This is a genomic window from Nocardioides marmotae (assembly GCF_013177455.1).
Lineage (GTDB): Bacteria > Actinomycetota > Actinomycetes > Propionibacteriales > Nocardioidaceae > Nocardioides > Nocardioides marmotae.
Map to the genome: position 1 here is coordinate 611,566 of NZ_CP053660.1, position 25,659 is coordinate 637,224.

16 protein-coding genes are annotated in these 25,659 nt (G+C 72.4%); 8 read left to right on the top strand and 8 right to left on the bottom strand.

Annotated features, from left to right (window positions below; all coding sequences use genetic code 11):
* Positions 1 to 210 precede the first annotated feature (210 nt).
* The 5 genes from rpoB to HPC71_RS02950 all read left to right on the top strand — a co-directional run bounded on the left by rpoB (position 211) and on the right by HPC71_RS02950 (position 11,156).
* Complete coding sequence (gene rpoB / locus HPC71_RS02930; protein WP_154612976.1) at positions 211 to 3,690, top strand: DNA-directed RNA polymerase subunit beta; 3,480 nt, start codon at positions 211 to 213, stop codon at positions 3,688 to 3,690.
* Between the two features lie 84 nt (positions 3,691 to 3,774).
* Positions 3,775 to 7,602 (top strand): DNA-directed RNA polymerase subunit beta', encoded by a 3,828-nt coding sequence (locus HPC71_RS02935; RefSeq protein ID WP_171896067.1) that lies wholly within the window; start codon positions 3,775 to 3,777, stop codon positions 7,600 to 7,602.
* 145 nt (positions 7,603 to 7,747) lie between these two features.
* A complete protein-coding gene (locus HPC71_RS02940; protein ID WP_171896069.1) occupies positions 7,748 to 8,986 on the top strand; it encodes a geranylgeranyl reductase family protein in 1,239 nt (412 codons plus the stop codon).
* A gap of 27 nt (positions 8,987 to 9,013) precedes the next feature.
* Positions 9,014 to 9,922 carry an NUDIX hydrolase gene (locus HPC71_RS02945; protein ID WP_253943875.1) on the top strand — a complete coding sequence of 303 codons (909 nt, stop codon included), beginning with the start codon at positions 9,014 to 9,016 and terminating at the stop codon, positions 9,920 to 9,922.
* Positions 9,923 to 10,058: 136 nt separating this feature from the next.
* Complete coding sequence (locus HPC71_RS02950; RefSeq protein ID WP_154613589.1) at positions 10,059 to 11,156, top strand: HNH endonuclease; 1,098 nt, start codon at positions 10,059 to 10,061, stop codon at positions 11,154 to 11,156.
* Positions 11,157 to 11,236: 80 nt separating this feature from the next.
* Here HPC71_RS02950 and HPC71_RS02955 read toward each other — a convergent pair whose 3' ends face one another.
* From HPC71_RS02955 to HPC71_RS02990, 8 genes are all read right to left on the bottom strand, one after another.
* The gene (locus tag HPC71_RS02955; protein WP_154613590.1) at positions 11,237 to 12,262 is read right to left on the bottom strand and encodes a hypothetical protein; all 1,026 of its coding nucleotides are present in this window, start codon (positions 12,260 to 12,262) and stop codon (positions 11,237 to 11,239) included.
* A complete protein-coding gene (locus HPC71_RS02960) occupies positions 12,259 to 13,746 on the bottom strand; it encodes a substrate-binding domain-containing protein (RefSeq protein ID WP_154613591.1) in 1,488 nt (495 codons plus the stop codon). Before HPC71_RS02960 ends, HPC71_RS02955 begins: the two co-directional genes overlap by 4 nt.
* 10 nt (positions 13,747 to 13,756) lie before the next feature.
* The gene (locus tag HPC71_RS02965; RefSeq protein WP_154613592.1) at positions 13,757 to 14,893 is read right to left on the bottom strand and encodes a hypothetical protein; all 1,137 of its coding nucleotides are present in this window, start codon (positions 14,891 to 14,893) and stop codon (positions 13,757 to 13,759) included.
* Positions 14,890 to 15,369 (bottom strand): hypothetical protein, encoded by a 480-nt coding sequence (locus HPC71_RS02970; RefSeq protein ID WP_154613593.1) that lies wholly within the window; start codon positions 15,367 to 15,369, stop codon positions 14,890 to 14,892. The genes HPC71_RS02965 and HPC71_RS02970 overlap by 4 nt, the downstream gene beginning before the upstream one ends.
* Positions 15,366 to 17,114 (bottom strand): hypothetical protein, encoded by a 1,749-nt coding sequence (locus HPC71_RS02975; RefSeq protein ID WP_154613594.1) that lies wholly within the window; start codon positions 17,112 to 17,114, stop codon positions 15,366 to 15,368. The genes HPC71_RS02970 and HPC71_RS02975 overlap by 4 nt, the downstream gene beginning before the upstream one ends.
* The gene (locus HPC71_RS02980; RefSeq protein WP_154613595.1) at positions 17,111 to 19,282 is read right to left on the bottom strand and encodes a glycosyltransferase; all 2,172 of its coding nucleotides are present in this window, start codon (positions 19,280 to 19,282) and stop codon (positions 17,111 to 17,113) included. Before HPC71_RS02980 ends, HPC71_RS02975 begins: the two co-directional genes overlap by 4 nt.
* Positions 19,279 to 19,500, bottom strand: a complete 222-nt coding sequence (locus HPC71_RS02985; protein ID WP_154613596.1) for a hypothetical protein — start codon at positions 19,498 to 19,500, stop codon at positions 19,279 to 19,281. The genes HPC71_RS02980 and HPC71_RS02985 overlap by 4 nt, the downstream gene beginning before the upstream one ends.
* Positions 19,501 to 19,742: 242 nt before the next feature.
* Positions 19,743 to 20,918, bottom strand: a complete 1,176-nt coding sequence (locus tag HPC71_RS02990; protein WP_154612985.1) for a glycoside hydrolase family 5 protein — start codon at positions 20,916 to 20,918, stop codon at positions 19,743 to 19,745.
* Between the two features lie 88 nt (positions 20,919 to 21,006).
* Here HPC71_RS02990 and HPC71_RS02995 point away from each other — a divergent pair, with 88 nt between their 5' ends.
* The 3 genes from HPC71_RS02995 to HPC71_RS03005 are packed head-to-tail and all read left to right on the top strand — an operon-like array spanning position 21,007 to position 25,609.
* Complete coding sequence (locus tag HPC71_RS02995; protein WP_171896071.1) at positions 21,007 to 22,272, top strand: hydroxyacid-oxoacid transhydrogenase; 1,266 nt, start codon at positions 21,007 to 21,009, stop codon at positions 22,270 to 22,272.
* The gene (locus HPC71_RS03000) at positions 22,269 to 22,769 is read left to right on the top strand and encodes a DUF1648 domain-containing protein (RefSeq protein WP_171896072.1); all 501 of its coding nucleotides are present in this window, start codon (positions 22,269 to 22,271) and stop codon (positions 22,767 to 22,769) included. The genes HPC71_RS02995 and HPC71_RS03000 overlap by 4 nt, the downstream gene beginning before the upstream one ends.
* Positions 22,766 to 25,609, top strand: a complete 2,844-nt coding sequence (locus HPC71_RS03005) for an FAD-binding and (Fe-S)-binding domain-containing protein (protein ID WP_154613597.1) — start codon at positions 22,766 to 22,768, stop codon at positions 25,607 to 25,609. Before HPC71_RS03000 ends, HPC71_RS03005 begins: the two co-directional genes overlap by 4 nt.
* Positions 25,610 to 25,659: the final 50 nt, after the last annotated feature.

Genomic DNA, 25,659 nt, shown 5'->3' on the forward strand with positions numbered 1-25,659 from the left:
TGCCCCGGCCGGGGTGCTTGACCGGAGGGGCCCGACCGCGCATCATCGTCGGGACGATCGTCGCTGGAGCGCAAGCGGTATTGTCGCGCGCCCGGACTTGCGGTAAGGTAGCGCTTTGCGCCTGCCCTCAGATGCATTTCGGCCTGCCCGGTGGCTGATCTAGTGGGGGGCTCGGGCGCCATTCTGGCAGCGATCCTCGAAGGACACCTCTTGGCCGCGCGCACCACCTCTGGCAACCCCCGCCGCATCTCGTTCAACAAGATCCAGGACCCGATCGAGGTCCCGCAGCTCCTCTCCCTCCAGACCGACAGCTTCGACTGGCTGATCGGCAACGACAAGTGGAACGCCGTCGTCGAGCGCCGGCGCGCCGAGGGGGAGGACGTCTCGAGCAAGTCCGGTCTCCAGGAGATCTTCGAGGAGATCTCCCCGATCGAGGACTTCTCCGAGACCATGTCGCTCTCGTTCGAGAACCCTGTGTTCTACGACCCGAAGTACACGGTCGACGAGTGCAAGGAGAAGGACTTCACCTACTCCGCGCCGCTCTACGTCTCCGCCGAGTTCACCAACAACGACACCGGTGAGATCAAGGGCCAGACGGTCTTCATGGGCGACTTCCCGCTCATGACCGACAAGGGCACGTTCATCATCAACGGCACCGAGCGTGTCGTCGTCAGCCAGCTCGTCCGGTCGCCCGGCGTCTACTTCGAGCGCTCGGCGGACAAGACGTCCGACAAGGACATCTACACCGCCAAGATGATCCCGAGCCGCGGCGCCTGGCTGGAGTTCGAGATCGACAAGCGCGACCTGGTCGGCGTCCGCCTCGACCGCAAGCGCAAGCAGAACGTCACGGTCCTGCTCAAGGCCCTCGGCATGACCACCGAGCAGATCCTCGAGGAGTTCCGTCGTCCCGACGGCACCGTCTACGAGTCCATCGAGCTGACCCTGGAGAAGGACAACACCCAGGCTCAGGACGACGCGCTGCTCGACATCTACCGCAAGCTGCGCCCGGGCGAGCCGCCGACGCGTGAGGCCGCGCAGACGCTGCTGAACAACTACTACTTCAACCCCAAGCGCTACGACCTCGCCAAGGTCGGCCGCTACAAGATCAACAAGAAGCTCGGTCTGACCGAGGCCTTCGACCAGCAGACGCTGACCATCGACGACATCGTCGCGGCGATCAAGTACATCGTGGCTCTGCACGACGGCCAGGAGCAGCTCGAGGCGCCGCAGGGCACCCTCGACATCAGCTCCGACGACATCGACCACTTCGGCAACCGCCGCATGCGCACGGTGGGCGAGCTGATCCAGAACCAGCTCCGCACCGGTCTGGCGCGCATGGAGCGGGTGGTCCGCGAGCGGATGACGACCCAGGACGTCGAGGCCATCACGCCGCAGTCCCTGATCAACATCCGTCCCGTGGTCGCTGCGCTGAAGGAGTTCTTCGGCACCTCGCAGCTCTCGCAGTTCATGGACCAGACCAACCCGATCGCCGGCCTGACGCACAAGCGTCGCCTCTCGGCGCTCGGCCCCGGTGGTCTCTCCCGTGACCGCGCCGGCATGGAGGTCCGCGACGTCCACCCGTCGCACTACGGCCGCATGTGCCCGATCGAGACGCCGGAAGGCCCGAACATCGGTCTGATCGGCTCGCTCGCGTCGTACGGGCGGATCAACCCGTTCGGCTTCGTCGAGACGCCGTACCGCAAGGTCATCGACGGCCGGGTCACCGACCAGATCGACTACCTGACCGCCGACGACGAGGACCGCTACGTCATCGCCCAGGCCAACGCGGGCATGGACGACGACGGTCGGTTCACCGAGGAGCGCGTGCTGGTCCGCCAGCGCGACGGCGAGGTCTCGGAGATCCTGGCCGGCGAGGTCGACTACATGGACGTCTCGCCGCGGCAGATGGTCTCGGTCGCGACCGCGCTGATCCCGTTCCTCGAGCACGACGACGCCAACCGCGCGCTCATGGGCGCCAACATGCAGCGTCAGGCCGTCCCGCTCATCACGAGCGACAGCCCGCTGGTCGGCACCGGCATCGAGTACCGCGCCGCCGTCGACGCCGGTGACGTCGTCACGGCCGACAAGGCCGGTGTGGTCAAGCAGGTCTCCGCCGACATCGTCGAGACGATGAACGACGACGGGTCCTACTCGACGTACCGCCTGGCGAAGTTCCGCCGCTCGAACCAGGGCACCTGCATCAACCAGCGCCCGCTGGTGAGCGAGGGTGACCGGCTCGAGGTCGGCAGCCCGATCGCCGACGGCCCGTGCACCGACGACGCCGAGATGGCGCTGGGCACCAACCTGCTCGTGGCGTTCATGCCGTGGCAGGGCCACAACTACGAGGACGCGATCATCCTCAGCCAGCGCCTGGTGCAGGAGGACGTCCTCACCTCGATCCACATCGAGGAGCACGAGGTCGACGCCCGCGACACCAAGCTCGGCCCCGAGGAGATCACCCGGGACATCCCGAACGTCTCCGAGGAGATGCTGGCCGACCTCGACGAGCGCGGGATCATCCGCATCGGCGCCGAGGTCACCACCGGTGACATCCTCGTCGGCAAGGTGACCCCGAAGGGCGAGACCGAGCTGACCCCCGAGGAGCGCCTGCTCCGCGCGATCTTCGGTGAGAAGGCGCGCGAGGTGCGCGACACCTCGATGAAGGTCCCGCACGGCGAGTCCGGCACCGTCATCGGCGTCCGGGTCTTCGACCGCGAGGAGGGCGACGAGCTGCCGCCGGGCGTGAACCAGCTGGTCCGCGTCTACGTCGCGCAGAAGCGCAAGATCTCCGTCGGTGACAAGCTCGCCGGTCGCCACGGCAACAAGGGCGTCATCGCGAAGATCCTGCCGATCGAGGACATGCCGTTCATGGAGGACGGCACCCCGGTCGACGTCGTGCTGAACCCCCTCGGTGTGCCGCGACGGATGAACATCGGCCAGATCCTCGAGCTCCACCTCGGCTGGCTCGCCAAGCAGGGTTGGGACCTCAACCTCTCCGGCGACCCGGACGACTCGGAGTGGAAGCAGCGCCTGATCAAGATCGGCGTGGGCCAGGCCGAGCCGAACACCAAGGTCGCGACCCCGGTGTTCGACGGCGCCCGTGAGGACGAGATCACCGGCCTGCTCGGCGCGACGATCCCCAACCGCGACGGCGTGCGGATGATCGGCGAGTCCGGCAAGGCCAGCCTGTTCGACGGCCGCTCCGGCGAGCCGTTCCCGGACCCGGTCTCGGTCGGCTACATGTACATCCTCAAGCTGCACCACCTCGTGGACGACAAGATCCACGCGCGCAGCACCGGCCCCTACTCGATGATCACGCAGCAGCCCCTGGGTGGTAAGGCCCAGTTCGGCGGCCAGCGGTTCGGCGAGATGGAGGTCTGGGCGATGGAGGCGTACGGCGCCGCCTACGCCCTGCAGGAGCTGCTGACGATCAAGTCCGACGACGTGCCCGGTCGCGTCAAGGTCTACGAGGCGATCGTCAAGGGCGAGAACATCCCCGACTCGGGCATCCCGGAGTCGTTCAAGGTGCTCGTCAAGGAGATGCAGTCGCTGTGCCTGAACGTCGAGGTGCTCAGCCAGGACGGCTCGCAGATCGAGCTCCGTGACGCGGAGGAGGACGTCTTCCGCGCCGCCGAGGAGCTCGGCATCGACCTGTCGCGCCGCGAGCCCAGCTCGGTCGAAGAAGTCTGAGGTGCGTGGCCGGCGCGCGCGAGCGCGCCGGCCCCCCTCGGTCCACAGCTCGATTCCCAGAACTAACGAAGGACAACAGCCATCGTGCTCGATGTGAACTTCTTCGACCAGCTCAAGATCGGCCTGGCCACTGCGGACGACATCCGCACGTGGAGCCACGGCGAGGTCAAGAAGCCCGAGACCATCAACTACCGCACGCTCAAGCCCGAGCGTGACGGCCTCTTCTGCGAGAAGATCTTCGGTCCCACCCGGGACTGGGAGTGCTACTGCGGCAAGTACAAGCGCGTGCGCTTCAAGGGCATCATCTGCGAGCGCTGCGGCGTCGAGGTGACCCGTTCCAAGGTGCGTCGTGAGCGCATGGGTCACATCGAGCTGGCCGCTCCCGTGACCCACATCTGGTACTTCAAGGGTGTGCCGAGCCGGCTGGGCTACCTGCTCGACCTGGCGCCGAAGGACCTCGAGAAGGTCATCTACTTCGCGGCGTACATGATCACCTCCGTCGACGAGGACGCCCGGCACCGCGACCTGGCCTCGCTCGAGGGCAAGGTCCAGCTGGAGCGCGAGCGCCTCGAGAAGCGTCGCGACACCTCCATCGAGGACCGCGCCAAGAAGCTCGAGGAGGACCTCGCCGCCCTCGAGGCCGAGGGTGCCAAGGCCGACCAGCGCCGCAAGGTCAAGGACGGCGCCGAGCGGGAGATGAAGCAGCTGCGCGACCGCGCGCAGCGCGAGATCGACCGTCTCGACGAGGTGTGGAACACCTTCAAGTCGCTCAAGGTCCAGGACCTCATGGGCGACGAGATGCTCTACCGCGAGATGAAGAACTGGTTCGGCAAGTACTTCGAGGGCCACATGGGCGCCACGGCGATCCAGAAGCGCCTCCAGTCCTTCGACATCGCCGCTGAGGTGGAGTCGCTGCGCGACACCATCGCCAACGGCAAGGGCCAGAAGAAGGTCCGCGCGCTCAAGCGGCTCAAGGTCGTCGACGCCTTCCGCAAGACCGGCAACAAGCCGCAGGGCATGGTGCTCGACGCCGTCCCGGTCATCCCGCCGGACCTGCGTCCGATGGTGCAGCTCGACGGTGGCCGCTTCGCGACCTCCGACCTCAACGACCTGTACCGGCGCGTCATCAACCGGAACAACCGCCTCAAGCGGCTGCTCGACCTCGGCGCGCCCGAGATCATCGTCAACAACGAGAAGCGGATGCTCCAGGAGGCCGTCGACTCGCTGTTCGACAACGGCCGTCGTGGTCGCCCCGTCACCGGCCCGGGCAACCGGCCGCTGAAGTCGCTCTCGGACATGCTCAAGGGCAAGCAGGGTCGCTTCCGCCAGAACCTGCTCGGCAAGCGCGTGGACTACTCGGGCCGTTCGGTCATCGTCTCGGGTCCGCAGCTGAAGCTGCACCAGTGCGGTCTGCCCAAGCAGATGGCGCTGGAGCTGTTCAAGCCGTTCGTCATGAAGCGGCTCGTCGACCTCTCGCACGCGCAGAACATCAAGTCCGCCAAGCGGATGGTCGAGCGTGCGCGTCCGGTCGTGTGGGACGTCCTGGAAGAGGTCATCACCGAGCACCCGGTGCTGCTCAACCGTGCGCCCACGCTGCACCGCCTCGGCATCCAGGCCTTCGAGCCCCAGCTGATCGAGGGCAAGGCCATCCAGATCCACCCGCTCGTCTGCTCGGCGTTCAACGCCGACTTCGACGGCGACCAGATGGCCGTCCACCTGCCGCTGTCCGCGGAGGCCCAGGCCGAGGCCCGGATCCTGATGCTGTCGACGAACAACATCCTCAAGCCGTCGGACGGTCGCCCCGTGACCATGCCGACCCAGGACATGATCATCGGCCTGTTCTTCCTCACCACCGACCGTGAGGGCGAGCCGGGCGAGGGCCGTGCCTTCTCGTCCCCGGCCGAGGCGATCATGGCCTACGACCGCGGCGCGATCTCGGTGCAGTCCAAGGTCAAGATCCGCCTCGAGGACAACGGGACCGTCGAGACCACGCTGGGCCGGGTGCTCTTCAACGACACCCTGCCGGCCGACTACCCCTTCGTGAACTACGAGGTGGGCAAGAAGCAGCTCGGTGCGATCGTCAACGACCTGGCCGAGCGCTACACCAAGGTCGAGGTCGCAGCGTCGCTGGACGCCCTGAAGGACACCGGCTTCCGCTGGGCCACCTTCTCCGGCGTCACCGTCTCGATCGAGGACGTCGTCACCCCCGCCGACAAGAAGGAGATCCTCTCCAGCTACGAGGCGCAGGCGGCGAAGGTCCAGAAGCAGTTCGAGCGCGGTCTGGTCACCGACGAGGAGCGCCGCCAGGAGCTCATCGAGATCTGGACCGAGGCCTCCAACGAGGTCGGCAAGGCGATGGAGAAGAACTTCGACCGCGCCAACCCGATCTACATGATGGTCGACTCGGGTGCCTCCGGAAACATGAACCAGATCCGGCAGGTCGCGGCGATGCGTGGCCTCGTGGCCAACCCGAAGGGCGAGATCATCCCGCGCCCGATCAAGTCGAACTTCCGCGAGGGCCTGACCGTCCTGGAGTACTTCATCGCGACGCACGGTGCCCGCAAGGGTCTGGCGGACACCGCGCTGCGGACCGCCGACTCGGGCTACCTGACCCGTCGTCTGGTGGACGTCTCCCAGGACGTCATCATCCGCGAGGACGACTGCGGCACCGAGCGCGGTCTGCCCAAGCGGATCGGCGAGCGTCGTGAGGACGGCAGCGTGGTCAAGGCGGAGAACGCCGAGACCGCGGCGTACGCCCGCTCGGCCGCCACGGAGGTCACCCACCCCGAGACCGGCGAGGTGCTGGTCGAGGCGGGTGGCGACCTCGGTGACGTCAAGATCGCCGAGCTGATCGCGGCCGGCATCGAGGAGGTCAAGGTCCGCTCCGTGCTGACCTGCGACGCCCGCACCGGCACCTGTGCCAAGTGCTACGGCCGCTCGCTGGCCACCGGCAAGCTCGTCGACATCGGCGAGGCCGTCGGCATCATCGCGGCCCAGTCGATCGGTGAGCCCGGCACGCAGCTGACCATGCGTACCTTCCACACCGGTGGTGTGGCCTCCGCGGACGACATCACGCAGGGTCTGCCCCGCGTGGTCGAGCTCTTCGAGGCCCGCTCGCCCAAGGGTCGTACGCCGATCGCCGAGGCCGCCGGTCGCGTCGAGATCGAGGAGACCGACAAGGCCCGCAAGGTCCTGGTCACCCCCGACGACGGCTCCGAGGTCCAGGAGTACGCCGTCTCGAAGCGCTCGCGGCTCAACGTGGCCGACGGCGACCACATCGAGGTCGGCCACCACCTGACCTCCGGTACCCCCGACCCGCAGGACGTCCTGCGGATCCTGGGTGTCCGGAAGGCCCAGGAGCACCTGGTGGACGAGGTGCAGAACGTGTACCGCTCGCAGGGCGTGGCGATCCACGACAAGCACATCGAGATCATCGTCCGGCAGATGCTGCGCCGGGTGACGGTCATCGAGTCCGGCGACACGAACCTGCTGCCGTCCGACCTCGTCGACCGCGTGATCTTCGAGGAGGAGAACCGTCGGGTCGTCTCCGAGGGCGGCAAGCCGGCCTCGGGTCGTCCGGTCCTCATGGGCATCACCAAGGCCTCGCTGGCGACCGAGTCGTGGCTCTCGGCGGCCTCCTTCCAGGAGACCACCCGCGTCCTCACCGACGCAGCGATCCACGGCCGCTCGGACTCCCTGCGTGGTCTGAAGGAGAACGTGATCATCGGCAAGCTGATCCCGGCGGGTACCGGCCTCGAGCGGTACCGCAACATCCGGGTGGAGCCCACCGAGGAGGCCCGCGCCGCAGCGTACTCCGTCACCGGTTACGACTCCTACGACTACGAGTTCGGTGCCAACGGCGGCCAGGCCGTCGCCCTGGACGACTTCGACTTCGGGTCGTACCAGAACTGAGGCACTCAAGCTCCCTCGGGACCCCGTCACGCGACAGCGTGGCGGGGTTCCGTCGTTCCTGGGCAGGATCTCGCGCTGACCGGCCGGCGGGCCGGGGCGGGGAGCGGCGTGCGGGTCGTGACCGGTGGGCTGAGAGGATCGGGGCGTGAGCACGACACCCACCCGCACCGACGTCCTCGTGGTCGGCGCCGGACCCGCCGGATCGTCCGCCGCGGCCTGGGCGGCGCGCGGCGGCGCCGACGTGCTGCTCGTCGACGCGGCGGTCTTCCCGCGCGACAAGACCTGCGGCGACGGCCTGACCCCGCGCGCGATCTCCGAGCTCTCCCGGCTCGGGCTCGAGGACTGGCTGCGCACGCACACGGTCAACCAGGGCCTGCGCGCCCACGGGTTCGGCCAGACGCTGCTGCTGCCCTGGCCGGGGGGCACCCTCCCGGACTGGGGCTCCGCGGTGGCGCGCACCGAGCTCGACGACCACCTGCGGACCACCGCGATCAAGTCCGGCGCGCTCGCGATCGACGGCGCCCGCGCGGTCGACGTACGTCGGGAGGGCGCGCGCGTGGCCGCGGTCGTCCTCGAGCGGGCGGGGGAGCGGTTCGAGGTGGCGTGCGACCGGCTCGTCGTCGCCGACGGCGTCCGCTCGCCGCTGGGCAAGCTGCTCGGCCGGGAGTGGCACCGCGAGACCGTCTACGGCGTCGCCGGGCGCTCCTACGTCTCCTCGGAGATGAGCGACGACCCGTGGATCTCCTCCCACCTCGAGCTGCGTGACGCCGAGGGGTCCGTGCTCAGCGGCTACGGCTGGATCTTCCCGCTCGGCACCGGCGAGGTGAACCTGGGTGTCGGCACCCTCGCCACCGCCAAGCGGCCCGCGAACGTCGCGATCAAGCCGCTGATGGACTTCTACGCCGAGCAGCGCCGCGAGGACTTCGCGCTGACCGGCGAGCTGCGGGCCAAGACCTCGGCGCTGCTGCCGATGGGCGGCGCCGTCTCCGGTGTCGCCGGTGCGAACTGGGCGCTGATCGGCGACGCGGCCGGCTGCGTGAACCCGCTCAACGGCGAGGGCATCGACTACGGCCTGGAGACCGGCCGGTTCGTCGCCGAGGTGATGGCCGAGCACCGCGACCTGACCACCGTGTGGCCCGCGCTGCTGCGCGAGCACTACGGCGAGGCGTTCTCCATCGCCCGCCGCCTGGCCGGGCTGGTGACCGTCCCGCGGCTGCTGCCGGCCCTCGGGCCCGCCGGGATGCGCTCGGACCACCTGATGACCCTCGCGCTGCGCTGGATGGGCAACCTGGTCACCGACGAGGACCGCGACCGGGCGGCCCGGGTGTGGCGCTGGGCCGGGCGTCGCTCGCTCGCGCTCGACGCGCGACCGCCGTTCTCCTGAGCGTGACCGACGCGATGCGGGGTCCCCGTGCCTGATCGGCGCCGGCTGCAGCGGCTGGCGGCGTACGCCGTCGTGGTCCGCGACGGCGCGGTGCTGCTCACCCGGCTCGCCCCGCGGGTGAGCCGCCAGGAGGTCTGGACCCTACCCGGTGGCGGCGTGGAGCACGGCGAGGAGCCACGCGACGCGGTGGTGCGCGAGGTGCGTGAGGAGACCGGGCTCGACGTCACCGTCGGGGAGTCCGCCCGCGTGCACACCGGCCGGCGGCCCAACGCCCGCTGGAACGGCCGCCGCGCCGACGTGCACTCCGTGCGGCTGGTCTTCGACGGGTACGTGCCGGTGGACGCGCCGGCACCACGGGTCCTCGAGGTGGACGGGTCGACCGCCGACGCGCGGTGGTGGCCGGTGGCCGACGTCGTGGCCGGCCGGGTCCCGGTGACGCCGCTCGTGGTCGACGCGCTGGCGACGCACCGGCCGTTCCGGATGCAGCGGACGGCGGCGTACGCGCTGGTGGTGCGGGGCGGCCCGGGGGATGGCTCGGGGGACGGCTCGGTCCTGCTCACCCGGGTCTCCGACCGCGGCTTCCACACCGGCCTGTGGACCCTGCCCGGGGGCGGGGTGGACCACGGCGAGTCGCCGGCGGACGCCGCCGCCCGCGAGGTGCGGGAGGAGACCGGGCTCGAGGTCGAGGTCGGCCCCGTCGTGCACGTGGCCGACGAGTCGATCCGCGGCACTGCGCCCAACGGCCGTGACGAGGAGTTCCACGCGATCCAGATCGTGCTCGCCGCCACCGTGGCGGCCGGCTCGCGCGACGTCGCGCCGGTCGCCGAGGCCGGCGGCACCTCCGACGCCGTCGCGTGGGTCCCGCTCGCCTCGATCATCGACGGGTCCGTGCCGGTCCACCCGCTCGTGCGCGCGGCGCTCGACGCCGCCGGCTGAGCCAGGCCGGCACCACCCGGCTGTCTGTTCACGCTCGCTGTGGCACTTCTGGTGAACACGGCGCTCGGCCCGCTCGGGACCGAGACCATCCAGTACCCGATCAGCGGGCACTGCTGAAGCGGACCATCGGTCCGGGGTGCCGGCCGAGCGCCGCGGCCGCGGCGTCGCCCTGCAGGTCGGGCTGGCGCGCAAGGAGTCCCACCACCGCGGGCAACGCCACCTGGCGCTGGCGAAGGTCGTCGCCACCGAGATGCCGTGCCTGTGGGCGGCGTGGCGGCAGGGGAAGGTCACCGAGTACGGCGCCACCCTCGCGGCCCGCGAGACCGCCTGCCTGGAGGTCGGGGACCGGTTCGAGGTCGACCGCCTCCTCGCCGCCGACCCCGACGCCCTCGATCGGATGTCCGAGCGGGAGATCGCCTCGTTCTGCCGCAAGCACGCCGCCCGCCTCGACTCCGCCGCGGTAGTGAGGCGCCGGCGGAAGGCCGGAGCGGACCGGCACGTCACCATCCGCCCGGCGCCGGACACCATGGTCTACCTGACCGCGCTGCTGCCGGTGGCCGACGGCGTCGCCGCGTACGCCGCCCTGGTCAAGGCCGCGGATGCGGCCCGCGCCGACGGTGCGGACGAGCGGACCAGGGGCCAGGTCATGGCCGACACCTTGGTCTCCTCCGTCCTCGGCGGCCACGAGGCCGCGGGTGGGCCGCGGGTCGAGCTCGCCCTGGTGATGACCGACCAGGCGGTGTTCGGCGACACCGAGGACCCCGCCCACCTCGACGGGTTCGGCTGGGTTCCCGCCGAGCTCGGCCGCGAGATCGTCGCCGGCGCCGTGACCGCTGAAGACGAGGTGTGGCTGCGTCGGCTCTACACCGGCCCGACCACCGGCGAGCTGGTCGCGATGGACTCCCGCGCCCGCGTCTTCCCGGCAGGCATGGCCCGGTTCATCCGGCTCCGCGACCAGACCTGCCGCACCCCGTGGTGCGGAGCACCGATCCGGCAGAGCGACCACGTCGAACCGGTCGCGGAGGGCGGCTCGACCACCGTCGAGAACGGCCAGGGGCTCTGCGAGGCCTGCAACCACGCCAAGCAAGCACCCGGCTGGCGGGCAAGGCCCTCGCCGGAGGGCATCGAGACCGCCACTCCCACCGGCCACCGACATCACACCCGACCGCCCATGCTGGTGACCGTCCACGACGCACCACCGGTCCGCCTCGACTACTACGTCCTCGCCACCTGAGCGGGCCTGGTCGTGCCCGACCTCGCCCGGACCGGCCGCGGGTCCCGGCTGGGCCGCCGCGCGGGACCTCCGCTGCGCGCTCAGAACTCCGCGGCGGAGACCTCGCAGAGGTTGAGCTCGGGACGCTTGGCGTTGTTGACGACGTGGTAGCTGGAGACGATGTAGCGGCGCTCGACGCCGCCCGCGGTGAGGAAGAGCCGCATCATCCCGTTGCGGGGGAGCGGGAACGGGCCGAGCAGGCCGGTCTCGGGGTCGACGCCCACCGAGAGGTCGTCGACCTGGTGCTCGACCAGGCCCTCCGCCTGCACGGTCTCCACGTAGGCCCAGGCGTCCGGTGAGGTGGCAGCGATGCTGATCGACCGGTCGCCGTCGGGGCCGTCTGGGTCGGCCGGCTCGGGCTCGCAGCGCAGCCGGAGCTCGCCGATGCCCGGCACGGGTGTGGTCTGCGAGGTGCCGGAGCCGGCGTCGGCGAGACCGTGCCAGCTCACCCCGACCCGCGTGTCGAGGCGGGTGCGGACCACGGCGTCGATCCGGCAGGCGCGCCAGGCCATCGGGTGCTCGAAGCCGGTCCACCACCAGCTGAGGTCGAAGGAGGTGACCGGCTTGCGGGCGGCGCCGGCGGCGGGCCGGTGGCGGCCGGGGCGCTGGCTGATCACGCCGTTGATGTGTCCCGAGGAGTGGTTCTCGATCCGACCGCGCTGGTTGAGCCCCTCCGCGGCGGTCTGGCCGGTGCCGCCGCGGCCGTCGTCGGCGGCGGTGGCGTACCGGTAGATCCGGGCGGTCTTGACGGCGACGACGGCGCGGTCGTTCTTGGTCTCGTACTTCGCCATCCACATCTGCGTCTCCGCCGAGCGGTCGTGGGCGCGCAGCCGGACCAGGGTGGCGTTCGGCCTGCACACGAGCGTGAGGGTGCCGATCCCCGGGACGACGGCGGTCTGGGAGAAGACCTTCTTCTTCGCCGTGCCGTTCCAGGCCACCGTGACCCGCTGCACGCGGAGGTCCTCGGCGGCCGACTTCTTCCCGGCGTACGACGCGGGGGCGGCGAGGCCGCAGACCACGACCGCCGTCGCGAGGACGGCGGCCGCGAGGGCGCGCGCGCGACTCATCGGGCGGGCTGCTCCTGGGGCGCGGGCTGCTCCTCCGCGCCCTCCTCCACGACCGGTGCGTCCGGGCTGACCAGGGGAGGCGGCACGTCGCCGGTCAGCCACGACAGCTGGGTGCGGACGGTCGCCTCGGGCAGCGGCACCAGCTGGGTGTCCTCGGCGAGCCGGTCGGCGTCGCCGAGGTAGCTCTCGAGGAAGACCCGCACCTCGCGCCGGTCCAGCGAGCGGACGGTGGTGGTGACGAGCAGCTGTCGGGCGAGCGGGTACTCACCGGAGGTGATCGTGCGCTGGCTGGGGAAGATGCAGTTCCTCTCGCCCTCCGGGGTGGTGATCTCGAAGGGGCGCAGCTGGTCCTCGAACAGCTCGTAGTAGCTGAACCGGAAGTACGCCACGTGGCCGCGGACCTGCTCGTCGCGCCGGCGCGCGTCGCGGGAGACGACGAACCGGTCGCGGACGCGCACCCACTTCTCCCGGACCACGGCCAGCTCCGCGCGGGCGGCGTCCCGCGCGGCGATCGCGTCGCGGACGCGCTGGCGGTCCCGCGCCAGGTCGGCCGGGCTGCGCCGGTCGGCGATGCCCTTGGCCCGCTCGCGCCACGCGGCGGAGACCTCGTCCTGGGCGTCGTCGAGGACCTGCTGGGCGACGACCAGCGCGCTGCGGGCCTGGTCGCGGGCGCGGGCGCGGTCGGCGTACTCCTCGGCCAGCCGCTCGTCCTCCTCGTCGCCGACGACGAAGACGCGGGAGCCCTGGTCGGAGTCGAAGGCGTGGTAGTCCGAGCGGAGGTTGGTCAGGCCCGGCTGAGGGGTGCCGAGGACGTTGCGCCCGAAGAAGCCGAACGCGCTGTTCTCGGGGTCGGGGCCGCCGACGACGAGGGGTACGCCGTCGAGCCCGACGTGCTCCCAGCTGGTGACCGGCGAGCCCGCGCGGTAGATGTCGCGGACCTGCTCGGTGCTCAGGCAGTCCCCGCCGACGTCGGACTCGGACTTGACCGCGACGACGACCGCGTCCGCGGCGATCTGGAACTGCACGACGTCGAGGCCCACGCTGCGGCAGGCGTCCCACTCGGCGCGGCTGATCGGCCGGGTGGAGTCGACGAGGTCGATCTCGCCCGCGCACAGCTGGCCGAAGGCGACGTCCTCGCCGTTGTCCGCGACCTCGACGGTGACCGAGCTGCCGGTGCCGGCGAACCGGTCGAGGGCCTGGGGGGTGAGCGATCCGCGCGGGGAGCCGTCGAGCTCCACGACGCCCGCCGGCCGGCCCGGGAGGGCCGCGTGGCGGCGCTCGACCGCCTCCTGCTCGAGGGTCTCCTCTTCGACCTGCGCGGCCTGCTGGCGCGCCACGACGTCGCCGGCCGGCGCCGCGTCGTCCTCGGAGCAGCCGGTGAGCAGCGTGGCGGCGCAGGCCAGGCCGGCGACGCCGGCGAGCAGCCGGACGGGGTGGCTGCGGGTGTGGCTGCGGGTGTGGCTGCGGGTGCGGGTGCGGGTCATGGCGGTCACCTCAGTCCCTTCCCGTGGAGGTGGACCCGGCGGACTCGTGCTCGGGCGGGTACTGGTGGCGCTGCGCCGGCAGCTCGACGACCTCGAAGTCGTCGAGGAAGAGCCCCTGGAGCTCGTTGCCGCGGATCAGGTCGGCCGTGACGTCGCGCTGGGCGTAGAGCGTGGGCACCCGGGCGCGGTCGACGACGATCGCGCCGTAGGTGCGCAGCGCGACGACGATCGCGTCGGCGAGCCGCTGCTGTTGCGCGGTCAGCCGGACCGGCCGCCCGGTCTCGGGGTCGATCGGGGGCTGCGGCACGACGTCGGCCCGCAGCCGGATCCGCGCCCCCTCGGGCAGCGAGTCGGCCGAGCCGTTGCCGTCGGTGGAGGACGCGGGCTGGACGAAGGAGCCCTCGGCGGGGCCGGGCACGCTGATCGCGAGCGCGTGGTCGATCTCGCCGGCCTGGAGCTCCCCGGGGCGGATCAGCCCGGCGAACAGCGGCAGCCCGGAGCCCCGGGCGCCGACGACGTGGGGCGGGCTGTAGCCGGGTCCGTCGAGGTCCCACTTGCGCATGAAGTGGTAGGAGATCGAGCCGTCGTCCTCGCGGCGCGCGCGCCACAGGTCGTAGGCCACGGACTCGGTCGAGTCGAGGATCGTGAACCAGCCGTCGTACCGCGGGTCGGGGTCGATGTCGGCCGGGATGTCGAGCACCACGGTGTCGTCGCCGTCACCGCACCGGGCCTGGCGGCAGACCACGTCGGTCGGCTGGCCGCCGGCGACGACCGGGGTCGTCCAGGACTCGGTGTTGATGTAGACCGGGTCCTCGATGCGGCGGGGCTGGACGACCACGCGGTCGCCGGACTCGCGCACCCCGAGCCGCAGGGTGGCCAGCTCCATCATCTCCTTCGATCGTGGGTCGACCGGGGCGCCGTCGACGCGGGTGTTCCACGGGGAGTCCTCGGCGAAGTAGGGCCGCTCGCCGGGGGCGATCGTGCCGTCCGCCCCGCGGGGGTCGATCGTCACGTCGGCCACCGGCGTGCGCCCGGAGGCCTCGTCGTCCCCGCCGCCGCACCCGGCCAGCAGCAGCGCGGTGGCCGCCACGAGGACGACCGGCACCGCCCTGCGGCCGCCGGGCGCGCGGGGGAGCCGGCGGGTCATCGCAGGCCCCCCACCGCGGCGACGACGATCGCGTGCGCCTCGCGGCGGGCGTGCAGCCGGATCAGCTCGGCGTCCAGCTCGGCCTGGGCGAGGACCAGCTCGCAGCGGCGCGCCGCCTCCGCCTCGACCGCGGCGACGTGCCGCCGCGCGGCCTCCTCGGTGGCGCGGATCCGGCGCAGCGCCTCGGCCGCGAACTCCGCGACCTCCGCGAACTCCGCGACCTCCGCGACCTCCGCGACCTCCGTGGTCAGGTGATGGTCGTCGTCGGCCGGCTCGGGCTCGGGCTCGGGGTCGGGTTCCGGCTCAGGCTCGAGGTCCGCCGCGACGACCGGCTCGGGCTCGGGCGGGCGCTCCGGGGTGAGCCGCAGGGTGAAGTCCACCGCGCCGATCCGGCGGTCCGGGGCGCCGGCGGGTCCCGCCGAGAGGATCGCGTCGAGCGACGGCGGCGGGGCGATGGGCAGGTCGGTCTGGGTCACGGGGTCACCTCGGGATCGGTCGTGTCCGCCTCGGCCGCCGCCTCGTCCGCTGCCTCGTCCGCTGCGTCCGAGCCCGCGTCCCGGCGGAAGCCCGAGGGCACGGCTACGAGGGTGTAGCGCGGGGTGGAGTAGGCGACGGTGAGCAGCGCGTCGGTGCCGCCGGCGGCGTCGGGGTAGAGCCGGCTGAGCAGGTCGGCCTGGGTGTCGGTGGACAGCAGCAGGAAGTCGACGTGGAGCGCGGGGTCCTTCGCCGCCTCCAGCCACGGCCCGTCGGAGGCGTCGACCCGGTCGAAGAACAGGTCGGGGCGGCCGGTGAGGAGCATGACCGCGTAGGTCTGGGCGTTGTCGGTGAGGATCGAGCTGCGCCGGGTGACGTTGTCGCGGATCCAGCCGGCCATCGCCTCCTCGGACATGATCCCGACCGTCGCCCCGTCCAGGGTCCGGGCACCCTCCTGGGACTCGCGCGTCGAGACCGCGGCAGCGAAGGACGACTCGAGGTTCTGGTACTCATAGGTCCGCATCGCGTGGAAGGTCCACGGGATGCTGGCGAGCAGGGCGAGCGTGAGCCCCGCGCCCACGAGGGTGGCGGCGTCCCCGGCCGAGCGGGCCAGCCAGATCGCGCCCACGACGGCGAGCAGCAGGATCGGCAGCGCGTTGCGCATGAGCAGCGGGGAGTCGGTCAGGCGCAGGGCGACCGCGAGCGCGGGCATCAGCACCGCGGCGCCGAGCATGACGGCCAGCCACAGCGCGAAGGTGTTGCGCCGGGCGACGCCTGCGAAGACCAGCGCGGGCAGCACGAGCACCGCCAGCGGCGCCCCGAGGAGCACCAGCCGGCCGGTGTCGGTGGCCAGCTCCACGACGCTGAAGGAGCGCAGTCCGCCGGAGGTCGAGGCGTCGCTGCTCTCGGTGATCCAGCTGAACGGGTCCAGCAGGAGCAGCCCGTTGAACGCCGTCCACAACGCGATCACGTAGACCGTCGGAGCGGCGAAGCCGACGGTGGTGCCCTCGATCTCGGTGCCGTCCGCGCCCTGTCGGGCGAGCACCGCCGCGACCATCAGCAGCGAGAGCACGAACCACAGCAGGCTGGAGTAGCCGGCGAGCGCGGCGACGGAGTAGGCCAGGCCGGCGATCATCACGAAGCGGATGTCGGAGGTGACGTACCAGGCCAGCAGCGCGCCGAGGGCGACCACCACGAAGGAGAGCCAGATGAAGTGGCGGGCCCCGTCGGCGGCGTACAGCACGACGAGCGGGTTGCAGCCGAGCGCGACGAGGACGGCGACGCGCAGCGGCGCGGCCACCTGCGCCCGGCGCAGCATGGTGTTGAGCGTCATCAGCGTCAGCCCCGCGAACAGCGCCGAGCCGAGCGGCACGACGACCAGCGCGCGGGCCGGCCCGGGGAAGATCGTCAGCGGCGTGAGCAGCAGGGTGGCCAGCGGCGGGTAGTCGAAGCCGAGCGCGGAGAGCTTGGTGGGGTCGTTGTGCCAGACCATGAGCGCGCGGTTGAGCCGGTCGAGGGTCTCGAAGCCGACCACGTGCATCTCGACCACGAGCCAGTAGCCGAACCAGGTGTAGGCCACGGTGGAGACGCCGAGGACGAGGAGGCTCTCCCACGGCCGGCGGGGTACGTCGGCGGGCCGGCGGCCCACGGCCTGGACGACCCCGGCGAGCCGTTCGCGGTTGCTGATGACGACCGGCAGGGCGGCCGGCGTGGCGGCGGGCGGGGCGGTGGGCGCGGGGGTGCTCATGCGTGCCCCCCGTCCAGGCCGTGCTCGGTCTTCTCCCAGTAGAAGGGGTTGGTGAACAGCTGGATGAAGCCCTTCCAGGCCGCCCAGCTCATCAGCCCCCAGTACAGCGGTGAGAGCAGCGCTGTGCGGGTGATGCCGAACTCGCCGCGTTGCAGTGAGCCGGCCACGTTGAGGTAGACGAAGACGAAGTTGCCGACGAAGAGCATCGCGCTGGCGGCGTAGAAGACGATCCCGGGGAACAGCTGCTGGATGAAGCCCCACTGGGTGAGCAGGTAGAGCGTGGTGAGCCCCCAGAAGACGGGGTTCATCAGCAGCACGAAGGCGCTGCCCATGGTCAGGTTGAAGCTGGCGAAGCCCCGCACGCCGGTCTCGGAGATCAGGGCCGCCGGGTTGCGCATGTGGACCAGCCAGGTCTGGTAATAGCCCTTGTTCCAGCGGCTGCGCTGACGGATCCAGTTCGGGACGACGGAGTTGGCCTCCTCCAACGTCGTGGAGTCGATCATCGCGGTGCGGTAGCCGGCGCGGTGCAGCCGGATGCCGAGGTCGGCGTCCTCGGTGACGTTGAACGGGTCCCACGCGCCGAGCTCGCGCAGCACCGAGGTGCGGAAGTGGTTGGAGGTGCCGCCGAGCGGGATCGGCGCCTCGGCGGCACCCATCGCGGGCAGCACCAGCTCGAAGTGCATGGAGTACTCGTTGGCGAACCAGGCGGTCAGCAGGTTCTGGTCCTGGTTGAAGTGGTTGAGCTTGGCCTGGATGCACACGACCTCGGGGCCGACCGCGTCGAAGGCGATCAGCGCCTTCTTCAGCTGGTCGGGGTCGGGCCGGTCCTCGGCGTCGAAGATGACGCAGTAGCTGCCGGTCGAGAGCTGCAGGCCGTAGTTGCACGCCTTGGGCTTGGTCTTGGGCTGGCTGTCGGGGACGACCACGAGGTGGAAGTGCGGCGGGAGGTCCAGCGACCGGATCCGCTCGATCGTCTCGGTGTCGTCCTCCTCGCACAGCAGCTTCACGTCCAGCCGCGTGCGCGGGTAGTCCAGCGCGTTGATGTCGCGCACCAGGCGCGGCACGATGCCGGCCTCCTTGTAGAGCGGCACGAGGATCGTGTACGTCGGGAGCAACCGCTCGTCGAGCCCGTCGATCTCCTCGTCGGTCACGTCGGTCTCCAGGTGGGTGCCCAGCGCCCGGAGGGTCAGCAGGAGCTTGTAGACCGACACCAGCAGGTAGACCGCGCTGCACAGGCCGACCAGCCCGATCAGCGTCGGCATCGGCCAGATCGCCAGGCACACCACGGCGACGACCAGTGCCATGACGAGCACGGCCTTCTGCGTCCCGGTGATGACCACGTGCGCGGAGGAGTCGGGGTGCGACTGCATCAGGCCGGTGGTGGCGACCTCGGCGTAGTGCGCGCTGTGCACCCGCTGGAGCAGTTGGTCGAGGTCGGTGCGGTTGGCCAGCAGCTGCCGGGTCGGTGAGCCGAGCGCGTCCTCGACCGCGGCGGCGTCGGCCGGAGCCAGCGGGCGGCCGACCGCGAGCAGGACGGTGCCGTCGGACTCCGCGACCGGGACGGCCTGGAGCCGCTGCGCGAGCGGCTCCGGCAGCCGGCGGGCGAGCGCGAGGTCGGGCTCGAGGTCGGCCAGGCCGACCCGCTGCATCTGGTGGATCTCGGAGAGCGCGGCGACCAGGACGTCCTCGGGGATCGACTCGTGGGCGACGAGGATGTCGCCGAGCGGGTCGCCGGTGCGGGCGTGCTCGACGAGCGCGCGGCGCAGCTGGTCGGGGTCGACCAGGCCGCTGGCGGTCAGCATGCCGGTCAGCTGGGTCCGCGCCCGGCGCGCCTCGGGGGTCTCCACGACGCCCTCGACCGGCGGGTGGATCGCGTCGAGGGCGGCGACGACCTCGTGGGCGGTGTGCTGGACCAGGACCGGGCGGAGGTCGGTGCGCCGGGCGAGGTGCTCGGCGACGACCTGCTCGGTGATCGGGTCGGTGGGGTCGGCGGCGGCGACGAGGACGGTGCCGTCCTCGGCGGCGTACGGCAGGACCCGGAAGGTGCGGCACAGCCCCTCGGGCAGCAGCCCCACCACCGCGGGGTCGGCGCCCTGCGCGAGGCGCGGCAGCGGTGCGGTGCCGGGGGCGCGGGTGGTCGCGCGGCCGGTGTCGACGGTGGCGGTCATCGCGCACCCGCCCCGAAGCCGTGGACGGGCGGGTCGCCGGCGCCGGTCGCGTCCGGCCCGGCAGCCGCCCCCGCGGCCGGGGCCGGACCGGAGGAGCCGCTGGAGCGGGGCCGCATCACGACGTAGCCGAGGTAGCCCAGCAGGAGGGCCAGGAGCGGCGCCAGCAGGAAGGTCACGAAGACCGCGACGAAGATGACGAGGGTGACCAGCAGGCCCACCCCGGCGGCTCCCACCGACGTTCCGGACCGACTGGACGCATGCGGCTGCATCGACATCATCTCCCCCCAGTGATGCTCGGGAGCAGGCCGGCCGGCCGGCTCCTCCCGAGATGTCTCCTCGACCATAGGGGTGAGGCGGCGGCCCTGCGAGGGATGAGCCGCAGGAGGGGTTCCTCTTTGAGGAGGTCTTGCGTTTGGAGCCCGGAGGACTGGACCGGTGGGGCCGGTTCCTCAGGTTCTCCTCAAGGCCCGGCGTCGCCGCCGAGGAGCCGGGCCGCGAGCCGGCCCCACCGGCTCGGCACCGCCGGCGCCTCGGCGAGCAGCGACATCGGGTCCCCGGCGTGGTCGGCCCAGACCCACAGCAGCGAGCCGATGCCGTGGTCGGCGGCCCAGGCGAGGTAGTCCTCGACGAACCCGTCGAGCGGGTCGGTGGCGCCGAGCTCGCCGGTCAGCACCGGGACGCGCTCGGCCAGCGGCGCGAGGACGCGGTCCCAGCAGGCCCGGTCGGCGCAGGCCTTGAAGTCGTAGAGGTGGAAGGAGGCAACCAGCTGGTCGTCCTCGGGCGCGAACTCCAGCCAGCCCTCGAGGTCGTTGGCGTAGTCGAGGCCGCCGAGCAGGACGGGCTGCTCGGCCCCGGCCGCGCGGATGGCCGACACCACGCGCGCCATGCCCTGCACGGGGAAGGTCACCCGCCCGTCGGTCGCGGTGCGGTCGTCCTCGACGGGCGCTCGACAGCCGCCGTCGCGCCAGCACTGCCACGACAGGTCGAAGACGAGCCGGTCGGCGCCGTCGTACCGGCTGTAGGGCTCGTTGAAGGCGTCGAAGAGCACCGAGGGGCTGTCGCGGTACGCCGTCGCGACCGACGTCCAGAACGCCAGGGACTCGGGGTCGGGCATCGCGAGGTTGCCGAACTCCGGCGTCGCCATCCGCTTGCGGCTGTGCAGGTCGAGCACGACCACGAGGCCCGCGCGGTGCAGCGCGTCGACGAACCGGCGGACCTCCGCGCGGTAGGCCTGCGGGCTGCGCTCCTCGTGCTCGTCGCTGACGGGTGCCCCGCGGGTGCCGAGCCAGCAGTCCTGGTTGAGCGGCAGCCGCACGGTGTTGGCCCCCCAGCGGGCGATCGCGGTCGCCTCCGCGGTGTAGGGGTCCTCGCTGAGCAGCGAGTCGAGCGCGGAGTAGCCCCAGCCCTGGGCGCAGGCGTACTCGAAGCTGCTCCAGTTGACCCCGCGCGGCACGAACGTCTGCCCGGAGCGGGTGTCGACCAGGCGGTGCCCCTCGACCCGCACGTGGGCGGCCCCGGACGCGGCGGTGCTCTCGGGCTCGCCGCGCAGGGAGACCGCGACCGCTGTGCCGGCGAGGAGCAGCAGCACGAGGGCAGGCGCCAGCCAGCGCAGCGCGCGACGCACAGGTCGATCCACGGAGCCCCCCTCTCCCGGCGGTCATCGTAGGTGGCGCCCGCGCTGGACCGGCGCCTTTCGGTGCACTCGCCGCGGCTACCCTGACCGGGTGTCTGAGACCGTGTTCACGTACGCAGCGCCGGCCCTGAAGTTCGGCACCGGGGCGTCGGGTGAGATCGGGCACGACCTGCAGGCCCTCGGGGCCGAGCGGGTGCTGCTCGTCACCGACGCCGGCGTCGCCGCGACCGGCCACCCGGCGCGGATCGCCGAGCAGATGTCGGCCCGCGGGATCCACGTGACGACGTACGACCGGGCCCGGGTGGAGCCCACCGACGCCTCGATGGTCGAGGCCATCGACTTCGCCCGCGACGCCGGGCCCTTCGACGCCGTCGTGGCGGTCGGAGGCGGGTCGACCATCGACACCGCCAAGGCCGTCAACCTGCTCACCACCAACCCCGGCGAGCTGATGGACTACGTCAACGCGCCGGTCGGCCGGGCCCAGGCCCCGACGCAGCCGCTGCTGCCGCTGGTCGCGGTGCCGACCACGACCGGCACCGGCGCGGAGAGCACCACGATCTGCGTGCTCGACGTGCTGGCGCTGCACGTGAAGACCGGCATCAGCCACCCCGCGCTGCGCCCGCGGCTCGCGGTCGTCGACCCGGCGCTGACGATGACCCAGCCGGCGATGGTCACCGCCGCCTCGGGCATGGACATCCTCTGCCACGCGCTGGAGAGCTACACCGCGCGGTGGTACGCCGACTTCGACGCCAAGACCCCCGAGCAGCGGGTGCCCTACTGCGGGGCGAACCCGGTCGCCGACATGTGGTCGGAGAAGGCGCTCTCGCTGCTCGCCGGCGCCTTCCGCCAGGCCGTCCGCGACGGCTCGGACACCGTCTCGCGCGAGCAGATGGCGCTCGCGGCCACCTTCGCCGGCCTCGGCTTCGGCAACGCCGGCGTCCACATCCCGCACGCCAACGCCTACCCGATCGCCGGCCGCGTCCGCGACTTCCGCCCCGAGGGCTATCCGGCCGACGAGCCGATCGTCCCGCACGGCATGGCCGTCTCGCTGACCGCGCCGGAGGCGTTCCGGTTCACCTTCGAGGCCGACCCTGGCCGGCACCTGCGCGCCGCGCGGCTGCTCGAGCCCGACGCCGACCTCGGCGAGGGCCCCGACGTGCTGCCCGGCGTGCTCGTGCGGCTGATGCGCGACATCGGCATCCCGAACGGCCTGGCCGAGGTGGGGTACGGCGACGGCGACGTCGAGCCGCTCGTCGACGGCGCCCTCAAGCAGCAGCGCCTGCTGGCGACCGCCCCGCGCGAGGTGACCGGCGAGGACCTGGCCGGCGTCTTCCGCGGCTCGATGGAGCACTGGTGACCGCGCGCCTCTCCTTCCTGCTCTCGCTCTCCTGCTTCGCGGTCGCGCTGGTCGCCGCGGCCCTCCTGCTGCCCGACGAGGTGCCGCTGCACTTCTCCGGCTCCGGTGAGCCGGACCGGTGGGGGACCCGCTCCGAGGCGCTGCTGACGATGGGCCTGGTCGGCGCGCTGCTCGCGGTCGTGCTCGGGGCGTCGGCGGCGCTGGCGGACCGGGTGCCGATCACGCTCCTGAACGTCCCGCACAAGGACTGGTGGACCGCGACCCCCGAGCGGGAGCGCCGGATGCGCGCGATGATGCGCGCCGACCTCCACGTCATCGGGGCGGCCACCGTGCTGTTCCTGACACTCCTGGTGGTCGTCACGACCACCGCCGCCCGCTCCGAGGACCCGGCCCTGGGCCCGGTGTTCTTCCTCGGCCTGGCCTGCTTCCTCGTCTTCGTCGTCGCCTGGACCGTCTGGTCGACGCGGACCCGCTACCGCCGGAGGGACGACGCATGACCGTCACCGACCCCGTCACCGACCCCACGACCGTGACCAGCGCCGACCTGCTCGCCGAGCTGGCCCGCCGCGGCGTGACCGACGCCGACGACTCGACGCTGACCCGGGCGCTGTACTCCTCCGACGCCTCGCTCTACCGGGTCGTCCCGCAGGCGGTCGTGCGCCCGCGCGACGCCGACGAGCTGACCGCGGTCGTCGACGTCGCCCGCACGGTCGGCGTGCCGCTGACCATGCGCGGCGCCGGCACCTCCATCGCCGGCAACGCGGTCGGCCGCGGCCTGGTCGTCGACACCGTCAAGCACCTGAACCGGGTGCTCGAGATCGACCCGGAGGCCCGCACCGCCCGGGTCCAGCCCGGCGTCGTCCACCAGGTGCTGCAGAAGGCCGCCGCCCCGCACGGCCTGCGCTTCGGCCCCGACCCCTCGACCCACACCCGCTGCACGATCGGCGGGATGATCGGCAACAACGCCTGCGGCTCGCGGGCGCTCGGCTACGGCCGCACCTCCGACAACGTGGTCGCGATCGACCCGGTCTGGGGCACGACCGCCGGCGACGTACCGGCCCGGCTGGCGGCGCTGGCCGAGGCCCACCTCGCGCACGTGCGCACGACCTTCGGCCGGTTCTCCCGGCAGGTCAGCGGCTACTCGATGGAGCACCTGCTGCCCGAGCGGCGCTCGGTCGACCGGTTCCTCGCCGGCTCCGAGGGCACCCTCGCGGTGGTCCGCGAGGCGACCGTGCGGCTGGTCGAGGAGACCCCACGGCAGCTGGTCGTGCTCGGCTACCCCTCGATGATCGAGGCCGCCGAGGCGGTGCCGGCGATCCTCGCCGCGGCCGGCCGCCCGGTCGACGCCGCGGTCCCCGTCGAGCAGGGCGGCCTGGTGGCCTGCGAGGGCCTCGACGCCCGGATCGTCGACCTGGTGCGCGCCCGTGGGGGAGCGGTCCCCGACCTGCCGCGCGGTGCCGGCTGGCTCTTCGTCGAGGTGAGCGACCCCGGGCTGCTCGCGCCGGTCGTCGCGGCCGCCGGGGCGCTGGAGTCGCGGATGGTCGACTCGGCCGCGGAGGCCGCCGCGCTGTGGCGGATCCGCGAGGACGGCGCCGGCCTGGCCGCCCGCTCGCTGGCCAGCCCGGCCCACGCGGGCTGGGAGGACGCCGCCGTACCCCCGCAGGCGCTGGGCGCCTGGCTGCGCGACTTCGACGCGCTGCTGCGCGAGCACGACCTCGACGGCGTGCCCTACGGCCACTTCGGCGACGGCTGCGTGCACGTGCGCATCGACTTCCCCTTCGAGGCCGGCGCCGGCGGGGGCGAGGCCGGGAGCGCGGGGGCGGCGCGGTTCCGCGAGTTCCTCGTGGCCTGCGCGACCACGCTGCGCGAGCACGGCGGGTCGCTCTCGGGCGAGCACGGCGACGGGCGCGCGCGCTCGGAGCTGCTGCCGATCATGTACGACGAGGAGTCGCTGCGGCTCTTCGGCGCGGTCAAGGCGATCTGCGACCCCGCCGGGATCCTCAACCCCGGGGTGCTCGTCGACCCCGACCCGCTCGACGCCGACCTGCGGCCCGAGCGGCCCCGGGCCTCGGTGCGCACCGCGCTGCGCTTCCTGCACGACGAGGGCTCGATGGGCGCTGCGGTCCACCGCTGCACCGGCGTCGGCAAGTGCGTCGTGCCGTCCCTGCCCGGCCAGGGCGTCATGTGCCCCTCCTACCTCGCGACGCGGGAGGAGAAGGACTCCACCCGCGGCCGCGCGCGCGTGCTGCAGGAGGCCCTCGACGGCTCGCTGGTCCACGGCCTGAAGGACCCGGCGGTCCACGAGGCGCTCGACCTGTGCCTGTCGTGCAAGGGCTGCGCCTCGGACTGCCCCACCGGCATCGACATGGCGACCTACAAGTCCGAGACGCTGCACCAGACCTACGCCGGCCGCCGCCGCCCGCTGACCCACTACACCCTCGGCCGGCTGCCGCGGTGGGCCGCGCTGGCCGCGCCGATGGCCCCGGCGGTCAACAGGATGCTGCGCCTGCGTCCCCTGGCCCGGATGGCGAAGGCGACCGCCGGCATCGACCAGCGCCGCTCGATCCCGGCCTTCCCCGCGCGCACCCTGCGCAAGCAGGTGGCCGCCGCCTCCTCGGCCGCGTCCGGTCCCGAGACGCCGGACGTGTGGCTGTGGGCGGACTCCTTCACCGACCACTTCCAGCCCGGCAGCGGGCTGGCCGCGATCCGGGTGCTCGAGGCGGCCGGGCTGCGGGTGGCGGTGATCCCCGAGCGGGCCTGCTGCGGCCTGACCTGGACCACCACCGGCCAGCTGGACAAGGCGCGGACCATGGCGGCGCGCACGGCGGCCACGCTGGCGCCGTACGTCGAGAGCGGCGTGCCGGTCCTCGGCGTCGAGCCGTCCTGCCTGGCCTCGCTGCGCAGCGACCTGGCCGAGCTCACCGAGGACCCGCGGGCCGAGGTCGTCGCCCGCGGCGTGCTGACCTTCGCCGAGGCGCTCGAGCGGCTCGACGTCGCGCTGCCCGACCTCACCGGCGTCGAGGTCGTCGCCCAGCCGCACTGCCACCAGTCGGCCGTGCTCGGCTGGGCCGCGGACCAGCGGCTGCTGGAGAGGGCCGGCGCGACGGTCACCCGGGTCGCGGGCTGCTGCGGCCTGGCCGGCAACTTCGGCATGGAGAAGGGCCACTACGAGACCTCGGTCGCGGTCGCGGAGACCCACCTGCTCCCGGCCGTGCGGGCCAACCCCGACGCGGTCGTCCTGGCCGACGGCATGTCGTGCAAGATCCAGCTCGACGACCTGGCGCAGGTCCCCGCGCTGCACCTCGCCGAGCTGCTCGCCAGTAGGCTCGAGGCGTGAACCCGCGCCACCGCAGACTCATCATCCCGGTCGCGCTGGCGGTCCTCCTG

Excerpts from the sequence above, each read along its gene's own strand:
- HPC71_RS02955 (WP_154613590.1), bottom strand. The coding sequence starts at position 12,262 with ATGAGTCGCGCGCGCGCCCTCGCGGCCGCCGTCCTCGCGACGGCGGTC.
- HPC71_RS02965 (WP_154613592.1), bottom strand. The coding sequence starts at position 14,893 with ATGACCCGCCGGCTCCCCCGCGCGCCCGGCGGCCGCAGGGCGGTGCCG.
- HPC71_RS02960 (WP_154613591.1), bottom strand. The coding sequence starts at position 13,746 with ATGACCCGCACCCGCACCCGCAGCCACACCCGCAGCCACACCCGCAGC.
- HPC71_RS02975 (WP_154613594.1), bottom strand. The coding sequence starts at position 17,114 with ATGAGCACCCCCGCGCCCACCGCCCCGCCCGCCGCCACGCCGGCCGCC.
- HPC71_RS02980 (WP_154613595.1), bottom strand. The coding sequence starts at position 19,282 with ATGACCGCCACCGTCGACACCGGCCGCGCGACCACCCGCGCCCCCGGC.
- HPC71_RS03005 (WP_154613597.1), top strand. The coding sequence starts at position 22,766 with ATGACCGTCACCGACCCCGTCACCGACCCCACGACCGTGACCAGCGCC.